19 protein-coding genes are annotated in these 17,116 nt (G+C 48.3%); all 19 read right to left on the bottom strand.

Features of this window, described 5'->3' with window-relative positions; all coding sequences use genetic code 11:
- Positions 1-74: 74 nt before the first annotated feature.
- Positions 75-458, bottom strand: a complete 384-nt coding sequence (locus HMPREF2661_RS08625; protein ID WP_049322731.1) for a diacylglycerol kinase — start codon at positions 456-458, stop codon at positions 75-77.
- A gap of 68 nt (positions 459-526) precedes the next feature.
- Positions 527-1,483, bottom strand: coding sequence for a glutathione synthase (gshB, locus tag HMPREF2661_RS08620; RefSeq protein ID WP_070823385.1), 957 nt, complete (start codon positions 1,481-1,483; stop codon positions 527-529).
- A 114-nt stretch (positions 1,484-1,597) separates the two neighbouring features.
- The gene (gene recN, locus HMPREF2661_RS08615; RefSeq protein WP_070823383.1) at positions 1,598-3,259 is read right to left on the bottom strand and encodes a DNA repair protein RecN; all 1,662 of its coding nucleotides are present in this window, start codon (positions 3,257-3,259) and stop codon (positions 1,598-1,600) included.
- A gap of 199 nt (positions 3,260-3,458) precedes the next feature.
- Positions 3,459-5,474, bottom strand: a complete 2,016-nt coding sequence (locus tag HMPREF2661_RS08610; RefSeq protein WP_049322728.1) for a BCCT family transporter — start codon at positions 5,472-5,474, stop codon at positions 3,459-3,461.
- Positions 5,475-5,724: 250 nt separating this feature from the next.
- Entirely contained in the window at positions 5,725-6,333 is a 609-nt protein-coding gene (locus HMPREF2661_RS08605) for an SMC-Scp complex subunit ScpB (RefSeq protein ID WP_070823381.1), read from the bottom strand.
- A 69-nt stretch (positions 6,334-6,402) separates the two neighbouring features.
- Positions 6,403-6,636, bottom strand: coding sequence for a glutaredoxin family protein (locus HMPREF2661_RS08600; protein ID WP_049322726.1), 234 nt, complete (start codon positions 6,634-6,636; stop codon positions 6,403-6,405).
- A 130-nt stretch (positions 6,637-6,766) separates the two neighbouring features.
- Positions 6,767-6,967: a (2Fe-2S)-binding protein gene (locus HMPREF2661_RS08595; RefSeq protein ID WP_003681978.1), complete on the bottom strand. Its 201-nt coding sequence runs from the start codon at positions 6,965-6,967 to the stop codon at positions 6,767-6,769.
- A 227-nt stretch (positions 6,968-7,194) separates the two neighbouring features.
- Complete coding sequence (xerD, locus tag HMPREF2661_RS08590; protein WP_049322725.1) at positions 7,195-8,067, bottom strand: site-specific tyrosine recombinase XerD; 873 nt, start codon at positions 8,065-8,067, stop codon at positions 7,195-7,197.
- 80 nt (positions 8,068-8,147) lie between these two features.
- Positions 8,148-8,591: a peroxiredoxin gene (locus HMPREF2661_RS08585; RefSeq protein ID WP_049322724.1), complete on the bottom strand. Its 444-nt coding sequence runs from the start codon at positions 8,589-8,591 to the stop codon at positions 8,148-8,150.
- 36 nt (positions 8,592-8,627) lie between these two features.
- Positions 8,628-9,263, bottom strand: coding sequence for a deoxynucleoside kinase (locus tag HMPREF2661_RS08580; RefSeq protein WP_049322723.1), 636 nt, complete (start codon positions 9,261-9,263; stop codon positions 8,628-8,630).
- 97 nt (positions 9,264-9,360) lie between these two features.
- Positions 9,361-9,849 carry a 2-amino-4-hydroxy-6-hydroxymethyldihydropteridine diphosphokinase gene (gene folK / locus HMPREF2661_RS08575; protein WP_070823379.1) on the bottom strand — a complete coding sequence of 163 codons (489 nt, stop codon included), beginning with the start codon at positions 9,847-9,849 and terminating at the stop codon, positions 9,361-9,363.
- 15 nt (positions 9,850-9,864) lie between these two features.
- On the bottom strand, positions 9,865-10,239 hold the full coding sequence (locus HMPREF2661_RS08570) for a SirB2 family protein (RefSeq protein ID WP_036491806.1): 375 nt from the start codon (positions 10,237-10,239) through the stop codon (positions 9,865-9,867).
- A 52-nt stretch (positions 10,240-10,291) separates the two neighbouring features.
- Complete coding sequence (locus tag HMPREF2661_RS08565; RefSeq protein WP_049322721.1) at positions 10,292-10,861, bottom strand: tRNA 5-(aminomethyl)-2-thiouridylate-methyltransferase MnmM; 570 nt, start codon at positions 10,859-10,861, stop codon at positions 10,292-10,294.
- Between the two features lie 78 nt (positions 10,862-10,939).
- The gene (gene hfq / locus HMPREF2661_RS08560; protein ID WP_036493792.1) at positions 10,940-11,236 is read right to left on the bottom strand and encodes an RNA chaperone Hfq; all 297 of its coding nucleotides are present in this window, start codon (positions 11,234-11,236) and stop codon (positions 10,940-10,942) included.
- A 294-nt stretch (positions 11,237-11,530) separates the two neighbouring features.
- The gene (gene der, locus HMPREF2661_RS08555; RefSeq protein ID WP_036491802.1) at positions 11,531-12,988 is read right to left on the bottom strand and encodes a ribosome biogenesis GTPase Der; all 1,458 of its coding nucleotides are present in this window, start codon (positions 12,986-12,988) and stop codon (positions 11,531-11,533) included.
- 141 nt (positions 12,989-13,129) lie between these two features.
- Positions 13,130-13,759: a YfgM family protein gene (locus HMPREF2661_RS08550; RefSeq protein ID WP_070823378.1), complete on the bottom strand. Its 630-nt coding sequence runs from the start codon at positions 13,757-13,759 to the stop codon at positions 13,130-13,132.
- Entirely contained in the window at positions 13,760-15,055 is a 1,296-nt protein-coding gene (hisS, locus tag HMPREF2661_RS08545; RefSeq protein WP_070823403.1) for a histidine--tRNA ligase, read from the bottom strand. It lies immediately after the preceding gene.
- Positions 15,056-15,197: 142 nt separating this feature from the next.
- Positions 15,198-16,475 carry an alpha/beta hydrolase family protein gene (locus tag HMPREF2661_RS08540; RefSeq protein WP_070823376.1) on the bottom strand — a complete coding sequence of 426 codons (1,278 nt, stop codon included), beginning with the start codon at positions 16,473-16,475 and terminating at the stop codon, positions 15,198-15,200.
- A partial coding sequence (locus HMPREF2661_RS08535; RefSeq protein WP_283140444.1) for a hypothetical protein occupies positions 16,472-17,116 on the bottom strand: 645 nt, incomplete at its 5' end. The genes HMPREF2661_RS08540 and HMPREF2661_RS08535, both read right to left, overlap by 4 nt.

The raw sequence follows: 17,116 nt of genomic DNA, 5'->3' as shown, positions 1-17,116 counted from the left end.
AAGGCCGTCTGAAAACTTTGATATAGATTAATTAATACTATCTAATCCTAACGAATTACTATATTACCACATTTTTAAGCAGTTAATGCAATAATCCAAACAATAAATAACATGAACAAAGCCATCAATTGCGCGGCTGAGCCGGCATCTTTGGCACGCTTGGCCAGCTCATGTTTTTCAGTAGAGGTATGGTCAACGGCTGCTTCGACGGCGGTATTAAACAATTCGGTAATCAATGAAATAAACGATGCGGCAACAAGCACCATTTTGATGGCCGGTCCGAAATCAAGGAATAAGGCCAAGACAATTAAAATCAGGTTCAACCAAAAAACTTGGCGAAATGCGCTTTCATAACGGTACGCGGCAGCCAGTCCGTCTTTGGAATAACCGAACGCATTGATGATGCGCTTAATGCCGTTTTTACCTTTTTTTTCAGATGCGTAGGAAGATGGTTCCATCATATTCTCAACATAAAAAGGCCGTCTGAAAAGAAACGGTCGGGTCAATTTTCAGACGGACTTTGGGTTTATTGTTTTGCCCAAGATGCCACGGCATCTGCGAACATGGCGGCAACGTCGAAATCTTTTTGCTTCATGATTTCTTGGAAACCGGTCGGGCTGGTTACGTTGACTTCGGTCAGGTTGCTGCCGATGACATCCAAACCTGCCAACAAGATGCCGCGGCGCTTCAATTCAGGCGCCAGGGTTTCTGCAATTTCACGGTCGCGCTCGCTCAATTCCTGCGCCACGCCGCGGCCGCCGGCAGCCAAGTTGCCGCGCGTTTCGCCGTTTTGCGGAATACGCGCCAAAGCATACGGAACAACTTCCCCGCCGATAATCAAAATGCGCTTGTCGCCATGTACGATTTCAGGAATATAGCGTTGTGCCATGATGGTGCGTGAATCAAGCTGCATCAGGGTTTCAAGGATACTGCCGATATTGGGGTCGGATTCGGTCAGGCGGAAAATGCCCATACCGCCCATGCCGTCCAACGGTTTGATGATGATGTCGCCGTGTTCTTTCAAAAAGGCACGGACATCGGCAGAACGCGTGGTTACCAAAGTGGGGGCGGTGAACTGGCTGAAGTTCAAAATAGCCAATTTCTCATTGAAATCGCGCATTGCTTGTCCGCTGTTAAATACTTTTGCGCCCTGCTGCTGTGCCAATGTCAAAAATTGGGTTGCGTACAAATATTGCATATCAAACGGCGGATCAGTGCGCATAATGACCGCATCAAAATCTTTTAAGGCCGTATGAACTTTTGCCTCTGCTTTAAACCATTCGTGATCGTCATCGTTCTTCGCACCGACAAACTCAAATGCCGCCGCCTGAGCCACTACCCAGCCTTCACGGACGGACAATTCTCCGCTCAAGGTATGAAAAAGCTGCCAACCGCGCTTTGCCATTTCACGCATCATGGCGTAAGTAGTATCTTTATAGGTTTTAAAACTTGCCATCGGATCGGCGATAAACAGGACTTTCATCAAAATTTCCTTGTAAACAGACGCTATAATCATACCTTGTATTCTGCTTGTCTGAAAGGGCGCAAAATACGGAAAAGGCCGTCTGAATTTCATTTTCAGACGGCCTTAAGGCTTTTAAGCGGCGGCCAGATGCAAGAGTTCGGCAGCATGGCTGCGTGTGGTGTCGGTAATGATTTCGCCGCCCAACATACGCGCGATTTCCTCAATGCGCTGATGATGATCCAATACGCTGATTTCGCTGACGGTTTGTTCGCCTTCGCTATGTTTGCGCACTTGCCAATGGTTTTCACCGCAAGAGGCGACTTGAGGAAGATGGGTTACCGCCAAGACTTGATGTTTTTTACCCAAGGCACGCAAAGCTTTACCGACCATTTCGGCGACGCCGCCACCGATACCGGTATCCACTTCGTCAAAAATCAATGTTGGCACTTGCGTGTATTGGCTGGCAACCACTTGCAAAGCCAAGCTGATACGCGCCAACTCGCCGCCGGAAGCCACTTTGTTCAAAGGACGGGACGGATTGCCTTTATTTGCCGCCACTTGGAATTGCACCTGCTCCAGACCATGCGCGGTCGGCGAAGACGGCAACAAGACGATGTCAAAACGTGCGCCCTTCATGGCCAAATGCTGCATATGCTCGGTTGTTTCTTCGCCCAAACGGCCGGCCGCCTGATGGCGCATGGCGGAGAGGATATGCGCGGCTTCGTGGTATTCGGCAAGATTGCGCGCAACCGTATTTTCCAAGGTTTCCAAATCAGCGGCCGCTTGCAGGTTTTGCAGGCGCTCGTCAATTTCTGCCAACTTTTGCGGCAGCTCTTCCGGCTCAATGCGGTATTTGCGCGCCATGCTCATCAATTCGCCCATACGGCTTTCTTGTGCGGCCAATTCATTCGGATCGATATCGCTGCGGCCGGCCACATCGCGCATATTGGAACTGATTTCCCCCAACTCGGCTTCAATACTTGCCAACATATTCAGGCTTTCGGCAAAGCGCGGTTCAATGTTTTGCAGATTGCCCAGCAGTTTTTGGCATTGGTAGATTTGACGTTGGATGCCGTTGTCGCCGTCTATGCTTTCGCCCACCTGCTCGGCGGTTTGCAGCAACTCGGCCGAATGCGCCAGGCTGTCGTGGCTTTGGCTTAAGGTTTCCCATTCGTTGGGTTTGAGCTCCAATTGGTTCAATTCATTAAACTGCCATTCCAAACGCTCGCGCTCGATAGCCATGGTTTCTGCCTGCTCTTGTGCTTCTTGCAGGGCTTTTTTCGCATTGACCCAATTTTGATAAAGCTGTTTGACCGTTTCTGCCTGCTCTTTGCTGCCGGCAAATGCGTCCAACAACTCGCGTTGCGCAGATTCTTGATTCAGCGAATGATGGGCGTTTTGGCCGTGAATATCGATTAACTGCTCGCCGATGGCTTTCAACTGCGCCAGCGTTGCTGCCTGATTATTGATATAACTGCGGCTTTTACCCTTGGCATCGATAATACGGCGGATGCTGAGCTCTTCAGCATCTTCTTCCAAAAGGCCTTGCTCCTGCAGCTGCGCTTTCAGTTCGGGCAAACCGCTGATGTCAAACAAAGCCGACAACTGTGCCTCTTTGGCGCCGTTGCGCACTTGGCTGTAATCGGCTTTATCGCCCAACAACAGGCCAATCGCATCCAGAGTAATCGATTTGCCTGCGCCGGTTTCGCCCGTTAAAACGGTAAAGCCGTTTTGAAAATCAAGATTTAGGTTTTCAACAATGACAAAATCTCGCAAAGAAAGTGCCAACAGCATTGTAGTATTCCTTAGTAAATCACCCGCGCTTATGCGGAATAGCTTTAGATATGCTGATTATAACTAAGATTTTTTGTAGTTTGAATCAGATTTTTCTTATAATTTATCTAAGATATTTATTTTAAACAAATTATTTTTTAAGCAGGCAATAAAAAGGCCGTCTGAATATTGCTACATGTTCAGACGGCCTAAATTTGCTTTATTCTGCCAGTTCTACTTGTTCATGCCCCATCAATTCCTGCCCTACTCCGGCAAGCAGGTTCAGATAACGCTCATACTGCTTGAGCATATCGGCAATCAATTCTTTTTGCGTCATATATTGCACATCGTATCCATCGCGCCCATCCGAGAAATACGTCAACGGTATGAACGTTGCCGCATATTTGAAATGAGGCAGGCTGTCTTCACGAATCAACTGGTCGGTAATTTCCCGCTTTACGGATTTAATCCCATAGACAAAATCCCTTACCGTCCCTTTATGCACCACCAGCTCCACCGACGGCTCATCCTGTTGCAACAGACAACGGATTTCTACGTCCATATTGTATTTTTGAGTCAATTCGTTTTTCAATTCCTGCATTGCCGGAAGCGCCGTATTTTTCATAAATTTGATGATATCGACTTCCTGCGTCTGATTCATCATTTGGCCAAGGCGTTCCCTCCAATGATCGCCCGACCAGAAAATACTGCTCGGATTGACGGCGGTTGCAAAATAGTTGGCATCGTTGTTCAGGGCTTTCCACAAAGAAACCATCATAAAAATCATCAACACCGCAAACGGCAGAGACGCAATCAGGGTCATGGTTTGCAAAATAGGCAAACCGCCGGCACCCAACAACACAATAGCCACAGCCGAAATCAACACCCCCCACATAACCGATTGCCACTTGGGCGAAGCCAGCCCTTTATCGCGCGAAGCAATATTGTTCAGTACATAAATGCCTGAGTCGGCAGAAGTGATAAAAAACAGCGCAATCACCAGCAATGCCACCAAGCTGCTGACAACCGGCCATGGCAAATAATTCAAAAAGGCAAACAACAGTTTTTCAGGCTCGTTGGTCAAGGCAGACAACGCGCCGTTTGCCACATGCGTGTCCAGCCACAAGGCCGAATTGCCAAATACAGTAAACCACAAAATACTCATCAGGCTAGGCACTGCCAATACGCCAAAAATAAATTCGCGGATGGTCCTGCCTCGTGAAATTCGGGCAATGAACAAACCGACAAAAGGCGACCACGAACACCACCAAGCCCAATACAACACCGTCCAGCCGGTAAACCATTTTGTATGCTCAGGCTCGTAGGTATATGACTTAAAGCTGAACGAAACGAAGTTACTCAAATAAGTGCCCAAATTGTCGCTGAATGCAAAAATCAAATACGTCGTCGGCATACTCAACAAGACAAACAGCATCAAAGCCAGTGCCAATACCAAGTTGGTTTCACTCAAAATTTTGACGCCTTTGCCCACGCCCGAAGTTGCGGAAAATATGGCAACCGCCATCACAACGACGATGATGCCGACCTGCAAGACATAGCTGTTGTCCTGCACCCAGCCCATCTTCAGCAAACCGGAACCCATTTGTGTCGCGCCAAAGCCCAAGGTTGTGATAATACCGAACAAAGTCGCAATCAAAGCCATCACATCGATGGCATCGCCCATTTTGCCGTTGATTTTGTCTTTTAAAATCGGATAAAAACAGGAGCGCAACGCCAGCGGCAATTTATAGCGGAAACCGAAATACGCCAAGGCAAGCGCAATGATTCCGTAGATTGCCCAGGCATGAATCCCCCAGTGGAACACCGTATGCAGAATCGCCTCTTGCGCATTGCCTTTGGCAATCGGGGAAGAGAAATGCGATAAAGGCTCGGCCACCCCGAAAAACATCAAGCCCACGCCCATACCGGCTGCAAACAGCATAGCCAACCATGATAAAAACGAAAACTCAGGTTCGTCCTCGTTTGTACCCAACCTGATACTGCCGAGGCTGCTGATGGGAAGCGCCAATAAGAAAATAAGGAATACAGAGAAAGTCAGAATATAAAACCAGCTGACATTTTGAAAGATAAACTGCTTCATTGCATTTAACAAAGCTTCAGTATTTTGAGGCCAAACCAAAGCAGCTGACAAAAGCAAAAGGACGAAGAAAAGCGTAATACCGACCACGCTTGGGTTGAAAGAAGATTTGTTTTGAATGAATTGTTTGAATTTCATATCGGTTCCGTAGTTGATACAGCGCATATTTGAAGAACAAACGGGCTGCCGATTGATAAAGAGGGAAACGTTTCCGTATGCCTTCTCAAACTATTACAGAATGAGAGATATTTATTCTAATAATTTTTAAATTATATCACAAAATCAATAAGTTACAAAATTAAACGAAAATTTTATTTAAAATCATAATGTTACACAACAATAAAGGCCGTCTGAAACACGATTGTTTCAGACGGCCTTTACATTTAAATCAATTAATCAATCTACTTCCTGATTCGACTGCTTCTTCAGCTTCCTCATCGCCTGTCGGCGGCGTTTCCATTAAATCAGGCAACACCAGCTCGCCCAATTCAGTCAGCGGCGGCAATTCTTCCAAACTTTCCAAGCGCAAATCGCTTAAGAATGTTGCCGTGGTCGCCCACAATGCCGGACGGCCGACAGAATCACGGTGGCCGATGACTTCAATCCAGCCCCTATCCTGCAAGGTTTGCATCACATTTTGCGACACCGCCACGCCGCGTATGCCTTCGATATCGCCACGCGTTACCGGTTGCTGATAGGCAATAATCGCCAGCGTTTCCATCACGGCGCGGGAATAACGTGGCGCGCGCTGCTCTTGCAGGCTGCCCAGCCGTTCAAATGCGGCTTGGGCAATTTGAAAACGCCAGCCCTCATGGGTATGCACCAATTGCAAAGCCCTATCCTGCCAGCGAGCCTTCAATTGCGCCAACACATCAATCAGCTTGTCTTGCGACAACGGCGGCACGCACAATTCGCGCATGGCTTTTTCGTTTAAGGGTTCGACTTGCGTCAACAGCGCCGCTTCAATCAGCGCATCGGGAGAAAGTTTTTCAGTCATAATAAAATCAAGGTTCAGACGGCATAAACAGCCGAAGGCCGTCTGAAAGGCAATATGGTCAATGGTTTGTTACGCGCTCAAATGCGCTTTCAGTTTTTCTTCGTCCAAAAACCAATGGCAGATTTCGGTATCGCTATCCAGCAAAACAGGCACCAGCTCATTGTACTTTTCCTCTAAAACCGGATCTTCATCAACATCAACAATATCCAGCCCAAATCCGAACTGCTCCTGATAAGGCTTTAATTGTTCGCGCATTTTGTGGCACAGGCTGCAATATTCCCGAAACATCAAGGTTAGTTTCATGATGGTTACTCTCGGAGGGACAAAAGCGGCCATTGTATAGCAAAATGCCGCCAAACCATACAGGCATGACAAAGGCCGTCTGAATAGGCGTGAGATAACGCCTTCAGACGGCCTTTATGTGTATTCTGAATTAAGACTGAACGTTGATACCGGCAGTCACGGTATTTTGGGCACTGCTCGCAGTCAGAAACGATGCAGCCAATTCGCCGCAGCAACCGCAACAAGTTGCCACGCCCAATTGAGCCTGCAAATCGCTCATGGTGGTTGCACCGGCGGCGATGGTCTCTTTGATGTCGTGGTCAGTAATGGCGTTGCAGATGCAGACAAACATGATGTGCTCCAATAATTTTGTTACCCTCTGTAATTGAGAGTAGGATTTATTCTTGAACGTAAATATAAATAAAAACGGTTTGCATTGCAATATTGGCGCTGTCCTTTTGTTTTGAAATTTTTCTATGCAAATTTGTATTTTGATTGTTATTTTATAAATAGTAAACTTTACAACCGTTCAGACGGCCACGATAACAAAAGGCGGCATCTTCGAGATGCCGCCTTTATTTATGAACGGGAATGATGTTCGTCAACCATGTTTTTCAAACGGATATTGGCCACATGGGTATAAATCTGCGTGGTATTGATGTCGGAATGTCCCAACATCATCTGGACCGAGCGCAAATCAACGCCGTGATTGACCAAATGTGTGGCAAAAGCATGGCGCAAACCGTGCGGACTGAGCGAAGCAATACCGGCCGCTTCGGCATATTCTTTGACTATCATCCATGCAAGCTGACGGCTGATGCCGCTGCGTTTCTGGCTGACAAACACTTCGTCGCAGATTTTGTTTTTTAGTAACAACGGGCGCGATTCGTTGCAATAGCGTTCCACCCAATATGCCGCTTCCTGTCCCAACGGAACCAGACGCAATTTATCGCCTTTGCCTATGGTACGGATACTGCCGCGATGTAAATCGATATCGCTGAGCGTCAATTTGACAGCTTCGGTCACGCGCAAACCTGTTGCATACATGACTTCAAGCAAGGCTTTGTCGCGCAGTCCATGCGGCGTTTCCACATCCGGTGCAGCCAGCAACGCATCGATTTGGGCTTCAGTAATCAGCGTGGGCAGTTTGCGTTCCGATTTCGGCGCTTTGAGAAAACGGGTGGGATTGTCTGCTCTTTGGCCTGTCTCTTCCAACCAGCCGTACATACGCTTGCAAGCTGACAAGGCCCGCGCTTGGGACGTGTTTTTTTCCCCCTCCGCATACACGGCATCAGACAGGGCAAACTCATCGGCACTCAACCAATCCTGCCCGCCCTCGGCCAAACGCGCAGCGATTTTGACCAAATCACGGCGGTAACTTTGCAGCGTATTGTGGCTGAGCCGGTCTTGCAGCCAAAGGGATTCAAGCAACTTGTCTATTAAATCGTCCATATTCATCAAACTGATTGAAAGGCCGTCTGAACGGCATGGCTTTACATCCGTTCAGACGGCCTTAGGTTTTCAAAGCCCTATTAAGAGGCTTGAGAGATTGTATCCAAAACTTCCTGCGCGTGTCCGGCCACTTTGACTTTGCGCCACTCATGGGCGATTTCGCCGTTTTTGTCCAGCACAAACGTGCTGCGCTCAATGCCGAGGGATTCTTTGCCGTAAAGCTTTTTCAGCTTGATCACGTCAAACAGTTTGCAGACGGTTTCTTCTTTGTCGCTCAACAATTCAAACTGGAAGCCCTGTTTGGCGCAGAAATTCTGATGCGATTTCACGCCGTCGCGCGAAATGCCGACAACGGTATAGCCCAATGCTTTGAATTGTTCCAATCGGGCATTGAAATCCAAGCCTTCGGTGGTACATCCGGGCGTGCTGTCTTTAGGATAAAAATAGACAACCAACGGTAAATGTTCGTCGGAGTTAAAATCGCTGCCGGAAGAAGATGGGAGTGTGAATTGATATTTTGACATATTATTCCTTTCAGACGGCCTAAACCTAGCCTGCGTTTATTTTTCGCTTAAATTCAAATAACTGCGCGTACCTTGAAAATCTTCCAATACGCGCAACAAAAGCTGGAAGTGGTCGTCATTGCCGGCCAAATCCAACTCATCGGCATTGACGGTCAGCAAAGGCGCGCTTTGATACAAATGGAAGAAATGGCTGTATTCGTCATGCACCCGTCCCAAATAGCCTTCGGGAAACAAGCTGATGATACCCTCTTGACGTTTTTGCAGGCGTTTGCGGTTGTTTTCGACGGCGGTTTGCAGATAAATTACCACATCGGGTTCCGCGTATTGCGGCAAAATGCGTTGCTTTATATCGGCAAAAAGCTGCCGCTCGTCATCATTCAAAACGATGGGCGTAAAAATGCGGTCTTTTTCCGGCAGAAAATCAGCCACAACCATTCCACCTTGCGCGCATTGATCTTCAATAATATTCACGCTTTCAGCGCGGCGCGTCAGGAAGAAAAGCTCGGCAGCCAAGCCATTATTGGAAACATTGCTGTAAAACTTCATGAGAAACGGATTGTGATCCGGATTCTCCGACAACAGCAACGCGCTGAAATGCTCTGCCAAGCGGCGGCTCAAAGCAGTCTTGCCGCTACCGATGGCGCCTTCGACAACAATATAACGAGGATTCATAGTAACTCTTTGTAATGTGTTTCCCAACAATATTTTATAGCAAAAAAGGCGTGTCCAACACGCCCTTTCTTGTTTCAGCCTGTTTTTCAGACGGCCCTTATTCTTTTAACAGGCGAATCCCCTGCCCGCCCAAAGCCTGAGCCAAATCAGCCGCACGGCCATGCTCGCACAACGCAAAATCCGGAAGAATTTCAGCCAGCGGCAACATGACGAAACTGCGCTCATGCGCGCGCGGATGCGGCAAGGTCAGATGCGGGTCATCGCTGCGGATACCGTCAAAATCGATGATGTCCAAATCCAAAGTGCGCGGCGCATTACGGAAGCTACGCTCGCGCCCAAATTCGGCCTCGATGCGGTTTAACTCTGCCAACAGCGCTACGCCGTCCAATGAAGTTTTCACGGCACACACGGCGTTCACAAAATCAGGCTGATTGTCATAGCCGACCGGCGCAGTCAGATACAGGGAAGAAGCCTTTTCGAGCCGGATATGCGGATGCGCGGCCAATTCGGCCAAAGCGGCGCGAACCTGTTCGGCAGGATTGGCAAGATTGCTGCCCAAAGCAATAATGGCAAAATGCGGATACATTTCAGACGGCCTCTTTTAAAACGGCAGTGTTTTGGTTTTGGCAAGGAAAACAATTGTGGCAACACACGACATGGCCAAAATATAGACGATATAAAATTTCGGCGAACGCGGACGCGAACGCATCATAATCATGCCCAATACAATATAAACCAGCAACAGCAGGATTTTCATGCCGAGCCACGGCGCATTGAACGGCGAAAAATGGGTAATCTTCATCAGCCACAAGCCGGTAAACAGCAACATGGTGTCGTTCAAATGCGGCATGGCTTTCCAAATGCCTGCCAACGGTTTTTCAGGATGACGCCAAAGCATGAAAAAGCGGATATTAAACAGCAAAATGGTAATGGTTACAAAAATCTGGTGGCTGTATTTGACGAACAGGTATTGCATAACAGTTTCTTGTCGGTAGAGGGAATGAAAGCGGCTATTTTACCGCAAACATCTATTTCTGACGCAACTTTTCAACCGCCAGCAGATAGGGCGGCGCATTGCGGCGGTTGACAAAGCCATAGCGCAACACGGCAAAGGCTTCCTGCGGCAAAGCCTCCGCCCATTGCACAATCGCCTCAGCCTCTATTCGGCCGGCTTCATGCCCCGGATACAATACCGCCACGGCAAGCCCGCCCTCTTTCAGCAAACCCAAAGTATCCGTCAGCGCACGGATGCTGCTTGCCGCTTCAGTCGTACAGCTTTTATCGCCGCCCGGCAGCCAACCAAAATTAAATACCGCGGCATCTAAAGGCTCGTCGATATAAGATAAAAGGTTTTCATGGCCGTCATGTATCAGGGCTACCCAACCATCTACGCCGTTTTCTTTCAGACGGCCTTGAGTCTGCGCCAGTGCTTTAGATTGCACATCAAAAGCCCACACCTTACCCGTTTCGCCAACCAATTGCGCCAACAGCAAAGTATCATGTCCATTTCCGGCCGTCGCATCCAAAGCGCGGCCGCCTGCTTTTAAGGCTTGTCGTAACAGGGAATGTGCAAAGGGAAGAATGTTTTCAAGCAGCATGATAAAGGTCGTCTGAAAATAAAAATACCCTACCGCAAAAGCGGTAAGGTATTGAAAAACAGGAATGCGTTACATCATTTATTCGGCAGGTTGCTGCACAGTCTCAACTTGAACCGGAGCAGCTGCGGCAGCGGCTTGAGGTTGTTTGTTTTCGTGTTGCAGGCTGACTGCGCGTGCAGGAACGATTGTTGAGATAGCGTGTTTGTAAACCATTTGAGTGACGGAAGTATTACGCAGCAGAACAACGTACTGGTCGAATGATTCCACTTGGCCTTGCAGCTTGATGCCGTTTACCAAGTAGATTGAAACCGGAACGTGCTCTTTACGCAACGCATTCAAAAAAGGATCTTGTAACATTTGTCCTTTAGCTGTCATATTCTTGAGCTCCATTATTATGATTGTAAAGACGCCAAAATCGGCGTTTGATGGGATTGTAGCCCCGAATAGAATAAATTACCAACTATTTTTTTCTATCACACCGTTTAGGAATCCAGCAATAAGGGAAATTCCCGACAAACCGACTGTTTCATTTTCATCTTCACACCCCTTCCCAATCCCGATTTTATGTATTTTGATTCCGGCAAATCCAATCGATAAATATCATGAAACATGAATAACTTACATTCCATCATAAAAGGCCGTCTGAAATCGTTCAGATGGCCTTTATGCTTATTTGCTGAATTGTTTTTTCACGCTGACTTTGGTTTTCTTCTTGAAGCGGTTTTTCTCTTCCTTGCGGCCCTCGCGTTTCTCGATACGGTTGCTCAGGCTGACACGGCGCAGCGGTTTTTTCTTCGGTTTGTCTTCCGCATTTTCATACGGGTTTTCCGAAACATTGTATTGAATTCTGAGCGGCGTGCCTTGCAGATTAAAGGCTTTGCGGAATGTTTGGGTCAGATAGCGCGTGTAGCTGTCGGAAATGGCGTGCAGCGAATTACCGTGTACCACAATCACCGGCGGATTCATGCCACCTTGGTGGGCATAACGCATTTTCGGACGCACCAAACCTGCGCGCGGCGGCTGTTGACGTTCAATCGCGCTTTGCAGGACGCGCGTGATTTTCGGCGTCGGCATTTTAATCATCGCCGCATTGTAGGCAGCCTGAATGCTTTCAAACAAACCGTCTATACCGCGTTCTTTCAACGCAGAAATAAAGTGGAACTTAGCAAAATCAAGGAAATACAGTTTGCGGTTGATATCTCGTTTCACTTGCTCGCGCCGCTCTTCGCTGATGCCGTCCCATTTATTGACCGCCACCACCAAGGCACGGCCTGCTTCCAAAGCAAAACCCGCAATCGTCGCATCTTGGTCGGCGATATCTTGTTGCGCATCCAACACCAAAACAGCAACGTTTGCCGCCTCAACCGCCTGCATGGCTTTGATAACGGAAAACTTTTCCACTGCCTCATCCACTTTGCCGCGACGGCGTACACCTGCGGTATCGATGATGGTAAACGGTTTACCGTCGCGTTCAAAATCGATATGGATACTGTCACGCGTCGTGCCTGCCATATCGAAGGCAATCACGCGCTCTTCGCCGAGGATGGCGTTTACCAAGGTTGATTTACCGACATTTGGACGGCCGATTACAGCAAAAACAGGATGTTTCGCTTCTTCCTCTTCCTTTTCAGGCTCAGGGAAGGTTTCCAAAATATCTTCAATCAGATAATACACGCCATCGCCGTGCGCACCTGAAATAACATAAGGGTCGCCCAGGGCAAGTTCGTAGAACTCGGCGGCAAGCACGGCCCTATTGCCGCCCTCGCCCTTATTCACGGCCAAATAAACAGGACGCGGGCTTTGGCGCAAACGGTCGGCAATGATTTTGTCTTGCGGGGTCAAGCCGGTACGGCCGTCCACCAAAAACACAACCGCATCGGCTTCATCGACAGCCTGCAAAGTCTGTTTCGCCATTTCGTGCAAAATGCCGCTGTCCACAACCGGCTCAAAACCGCCGGTATCGATGACCAAATAAGGTTTGCTGCCGACTTTGCCATGACCGTAGTGGCGGTCACGCGTCAGGCCGGGCAAGTCATGCACGAGCGCGTCTTTGGTGCGCGTCAAACGGTTGAATAAAGTAGATTTGCCGACATTGGGGCGGCCGACAAGCGCGATGGTTGGTTTCATGATTGAGTCTTTCTGTGTCAAGTGCCGCCTAAAATCGGGAGCGGAACACAAGCAGGTGTTTTAAAAACACGGTTGATAAGGATAAGTGTAGGCCGTCTGAAAAGTCATGGCAACTTCAGACGGCCTTGATTTTAAAAAAACTTATTTCAAGCTGTCGATTTTCATTTGCAGCAATTCGCGGCCCACGGCAGTTTGCGGCAATTTGCTCAAAGCAGCTTCGTAGCTTTGTACGGCTTCTTTTGTTTTATTTTGGGCAACGTAAACATCGCCTTTGGTTTCCAGCATCAAAGGCTCGAAGTCAGCCTCAACCTGAGTATTCAGGGCATTGATGGCGGCATCGTATTTTTTCTGCTGCAACAGGACAACGCCCAAACGCTGCGCCGCCAAAGCTTGAACCAGCGGTGCGTTTTGGTTTTTCAGCACCCAATTCAAATGACCTTCCGCCACATCATAACGGCCGGCATCAAACTCGGTCGCCGCTACCATCAAGGTAGCTTGGGCTGTCGAAATGGAATCAGGATAGTTTTTTTGCAATTCGGCCAAATCGGCATTGATGGCTTTTTGGTCGGTTTTTTGCTGCGCCTTTTCCACCATTTGCGCCAATACGGCGGCGGCTTCCTGATCTTTTGAAGCTTTTTGGCCTTGGTAAATGGTGTAACCCAAATACCCCAAAGCCGCCACGATCAGCAAGGCAAAGATCCAACGGCCGGTGCTTTTCCAAAAATATTTAAAGTTGTCTAACTCTTGTTGTTCTTCCAAATGGGCTGCCATTTATGCGTTCTTCCATTGTTGTAAAGTGTCTATCAAATCAGCGGTGACAACGGTTTGTTGTTCGTGTTTGCCCTGCATATCTTTCAGGGTAACCGTACCGTTTGCCAGCTCATCCTGAGCCACAATCAGGGCAAAGCGTGCGCCACTGTTGTCTGCTTTTTTCATTTGCGCTTTCAGGCTCTGATAGCCGGAATGCTGCATCACATTGAAGCCTTGAGCGCGCAAGGCTTGCGCGTATTTCATCACCTGCAAGTCCGCACCTTCGCCTTGGTGCATTGCATAGACATCAGGCGCAGCGTTCACTTCCAGAGAGCCGTATTCGCTCACCAAAAGCAGCAGGCGCTCAATACCCATTGCAAAGCCGATAGACGGCGCAGGTTTGCCGCCAAGCTCTTCAATCAAACCATCGTAACGGCCGCCGCCGCACACAGTCGCTTGCGCGCCGAGTTTGTCGGTCGTCCACTCAAAAACCGTCTGATTGTAGTAATCCAAACCGCGTACCAAGCGCGGATTTTCAACATATTGAATACCCAAACCGTCCAACATCGCCTTGAAGCGTGCATAGTGGTTTTGCGAAGCCTCGCCCAAATAATCCACCAGACGCGGTGCCGCATTGCAGATTTCCTGCAAATCAGGGTTTTTCGTATCCAAAACGCGCAAAGGATTGGTTTTCAGACGGCGTTTGCTGTCTTCGTCCAATTTATCTTCATAACGGGTCAGATATTCAACCAATGCCGCACGGTGTGCCGCTCGTTCCTCACGATTGCCCAAGCTATTGATTTCCAAAGTCAGGTATTCGCGAATACCTAATTTTTCCCATAAGTCGGCAGACATCGCGATGATTTCCGCATCAATATCCGGCCCTTCAAAACCCAAAGCTTCGATACCGACCTGATGGAACTGACGATAACGGCCTTTTTGCGGACGCTCGCGGCGGAACATCGGCCCCATATACCACAGCTTTTGCGGGCTGTTGTACAGAAGGTTGTGTTCGACCACCGCACGCAAACAAGAAGCCGTACCTTCAGGACGCAGGCTCAAACTCAAAGAATCGTTTGAATCGGAGAAGGTGTACATTTCCTTTCCGACCACATCGGTTTCCTCGCCGATGGAGCGGACAAACAAACCGGTTTGCTCGACAATCGGCGTACGGATTTGCTGATAGCCGTAAGCGCGTGTCCAACGGCCGACCGCATCTTCAAACGCCTGCCAAAACGCAGCCGTCAGTTTGAAATCTTTTTGTTCGACAGGTAAAAGGTCGTTCATACCTTTTACAGATTGAATTTTTTGTGCCATTTCAATATGGGATAAGCGAAAATCAAATAGTTGGGCATTATAGCTGATTTTTAAGGGTTTGTGAGTTTGGGAACAAATCAAAAGGCCGTCTGAAAGTTTCAGACAGCCTTTGATCGATTAACGCTTTTATTTATCCAACCTACTAACCGCGGCCCATCCGCATCACAGGCGCATCAACCTGCCGCACCTGCTCTTCCGCCAAGCGCGCCATTTCCTGCTCGCGTTCCTGCGTAGCATAAACCTTGTCTACGTTTTGCCGCAAACCGCGTCCGACATTAGAATCCAGCATGCTATCCAAAGCGGCATACCTTTTGTTATCGTCATCTGACAGCAAGGCTGCAAAACCGTATTCGCGGAATTCGTTGGCAGAAGCGTTTTTGACTAAGGGTTTGCTGATGTCGGGTTTGCCTGCGTCGGCATAGGCCTCCTTCCCTGCATCGGGACGTGTGCCGTCGTTCTGCATCATAAACATCCTGTTGTCGAACAGGGATTTCGGCGGCGGTACACTGTTGATGATTTCTTGGATTTTTTCCGCTTGTTCATCTTTTTGCCTATGCGGATGGTTACTGAGGATACGGACTTTTTCTGCCAGCGGTGCAGCGCCGAAAGCAGCAATCGAAATGGCTGCTTTACTTACCGCTACATCGCCTCGGTAATCCTGAATCATGTTTTTATTCGATTCGGCGAGTTGAAGTGCCTGGTTGAAATTGCGTTCGGAGAGGATGGAGTTTTTGCCCACGAAGTTGTCGGAAGAATGAACTTTGATAGAACGGGCCGCTACGCCGACGGCTTTATAGGCTCTGGTATTGCTTTGATTGTTGTAACCGAATTTTTGCAACAGCGCGATGTCGTCTTGTCCGGCCAATACGATAACCTTGCCGTAATGTGCGGAGGCGGCGGAAACCGTATCCGCAGCTTTTACATAGTTGGTTACCGTGCTGCCGCCTTTGGGAACGCCGTGCATTCCGACCGCGCCGTAGCCGTTGAAGGTTGCGCCTTCATGCCCGAAGCGGTGGGCTTGAATTTCGACATGTGCGCCGCCGAGGGAATGTCCGACGTGGGAGATGGAAGGTTTGGGTAACTCGGGGTTTTTACGATGGAACTCTTCCGCTTTATCCATTGCCATACGCGTCAGTTTTTCCGCATCGGCAGTCTGAAGATTTGCCCAGTTGGTTACCATCGCAAGGTCGATGATACCATCCGTAACACTTGCCGTTCCTCGGTGGGCAACGACAATTTCCTTGGTTCGGAGGTCTTGGTACACCGTGCCTTGATAACCTGTTACAGGGTTGTTGCGGACGGCCAAGACTTTGTAATCGTTGCCTTCAATGGTAATTTTTTTATTTCCTTTGGTTACTGTACGGGTATTGTAGGCATCTACGGCAAGGTCAGCCTGTTGTTGTCGGGTAATTTTGCTCATAATGAAATTTCCTCAAGGGTTACTGTGATAGTAAACATTTCTTTATGTTCTTCGGCACTATAAATTTCGGGCGATTCAATTCCAAAATCAACGGAATCGGTGTAAAGAGTACCATCTTCTTTTCTAGAATAAGGATATGACCATTTCCAATAATAATTAGTCAGCGTCTTTTTTTCTAATAAATATTTCATTATATCGCTGAAATTAAACTCTGTTTCTTCAGGACTTCCTGTTGCCTTCAGCGAAAAACCGAAGCCTTCAGGCTGCCAGTGGCAGACACCTTCTCCGAAATAGTCTTCATCCAACAATGCGTCAGCATAAACCACAGTTTCATATTCAAACTCCCCAAGCTGGCGGATATCGGTCTGTAAGTTCTTTTCAGGTTTTGCAGGGGCTCCTTCGATTTTATTGATGATGTACGTACAATTTTCGGCTTTATAGCCAACCCCAAATTTACCTATCAGTTTTAACGGCCCCGGCGCATCGTTGATTTTGATTCTAAGACGGTAAGCCTGTTTAGGATGGGGATTTAGCTGGAATCTTGCTTCGGTTTGTTCCTGAATACTCATGCTTTTCTCCGAACCGCCGCAGGCATTCAGGCTGAGTACTGAAAATACGGCGGCGGTCATTAATGCGGTCAT

The sequence above is a fragment of the Neisseria sp. HMSC061B04 genome, from assembly GCF_001836705.1.
In the GTDB taxonomy this organism is placed as follows: Bacteria; Pseudomonadota; Gammaproteobacteria; order Burkholderiales; family Neisseriaceae; genus Neisseria.
Note: the sequence above shows the minus strand (reverse complement) of the source record. Positions and strands in the feature narration are given on the sequence as shown.

Coding starts and splice junctions, on each gene's coding strand:
- recN (WP_070823383.1), bottom strand. CDS start 3,259: ATGCTGTTGGCACTTTCTTTGCGAGATTTTGTCATTGTTGAAAACCTA.
- HMPREF2661_RS08585 (WP_049322724.1), bottom strand. CDS start 8,591: ATGTCAAAATATCAATTCACACTCCCATCTTCTTCCGGCAGCGATTTT.
- gshB (WP_070823385.1), bottom strand. CDS start 1,483: ATGAAAGTCCTGTTTATCGCCGATCCGATGGCAAGTTTTAAAACCTAT.
- hisS (WP_070823403.1), bottom strand. CDS start 15,055: ATGGCACAAAAAATTCAATCTGTAAAAGGTATGAACGACCTTTTACCT.
- HMPREF2661_RS08580 (WP_049322723.1), bottom strand. CDS start 9,263: ATGAATCCTCGTTATATTGTTGTCGAAGGCGCCATCGGTAGCGGCAAG.
- xerD (WP_049322725.1), bottom strand. CDS start 8,067: ATGGACGATTTAATAGACAAGTTGCTTGAATCCCTTTGGCTGCAAGAC.
- HMPREF2661_RS08625 (WP_049322731.1), bottom strand. CDS start 458: ATGGAACCATCTTCCTACGCATCTGAAAAAAAAGGTAAAAACGGCATT.
- HMPREF2661_RS08550 (WP_070823378.1), bottom strand. CDS start 13,759: ATGGCAGCCCATTTGGAAGAACAACAAGAGTTAGACAACTTTAAATAT.
- HMPREF2661_RS08610 (WP_049322728.1), bottom strand. CDS start 5,474: ATGAAATTCAAACAATTCATTCAAAACAAATCTTCTTTCAACCCAAGC.
- folK (WP_070823379.1), bottom strand. CDS start 9,849: ATGTATCCGCATTTTGCCATTATTGCTTTGGGCAGCAATCTTGCCAAT.
- HMPREF2661_RS08570 (WP_036491806.1), bottom strand. CDS start 10,239: ATGCAATACCTGTTCGTCAAATACAGCCACCAGATTTTTGTAACCATT.
- hfq (WP_036493792.1), bottom strand. CDS start 11,236: ATGACAGCTAAAGGACAAATGTTACAAGATCCTTTTTTGAATGCGTTG.
- HMPREF2661_RS08565 (WP_049322721.1), bottom strand. CDS start 10,861: ATGCTGCTTGAAAACATTCTTCCCTTTGCACATTCCCTGTTACGACAA.
- HMPREF2661_RS08540 (WP_070823376.1), bottom strand. CDS start 16,475: ATGAGCAAAATTACCCGACAACAACAGGCTGACCTTGCCGTAGATGCC.
- HMPREF2661_RS08600 (WP_049322726.1), bottom strand. CDS start 6,636: ATGAAACTAACCTTGATGTTTCGGGAATATTGCAGCCTGTGCCACAAA.
- HMPREF2661_RS08595 (WP_003681978.1), bottom strand. CDS start 6,967: ATGTTTGTCTGCATCTGCAACGCCATTACTGACCACGACATCAAAGAG.
- HMPREF2661_RS08605 (WP_070823381.1), bottom strand. CDS start 6,333: ATGACTGAAAAACTTTCTCCCGATGCGCTGATTGAAGCGGCGCTGTTG.
- der (WP_036491802.1), bottom strand. CDS start 12,988: ATGAAACCAACCATCGCGCTTGTCGGCCGCCCCAATGTCGGCAAATCT.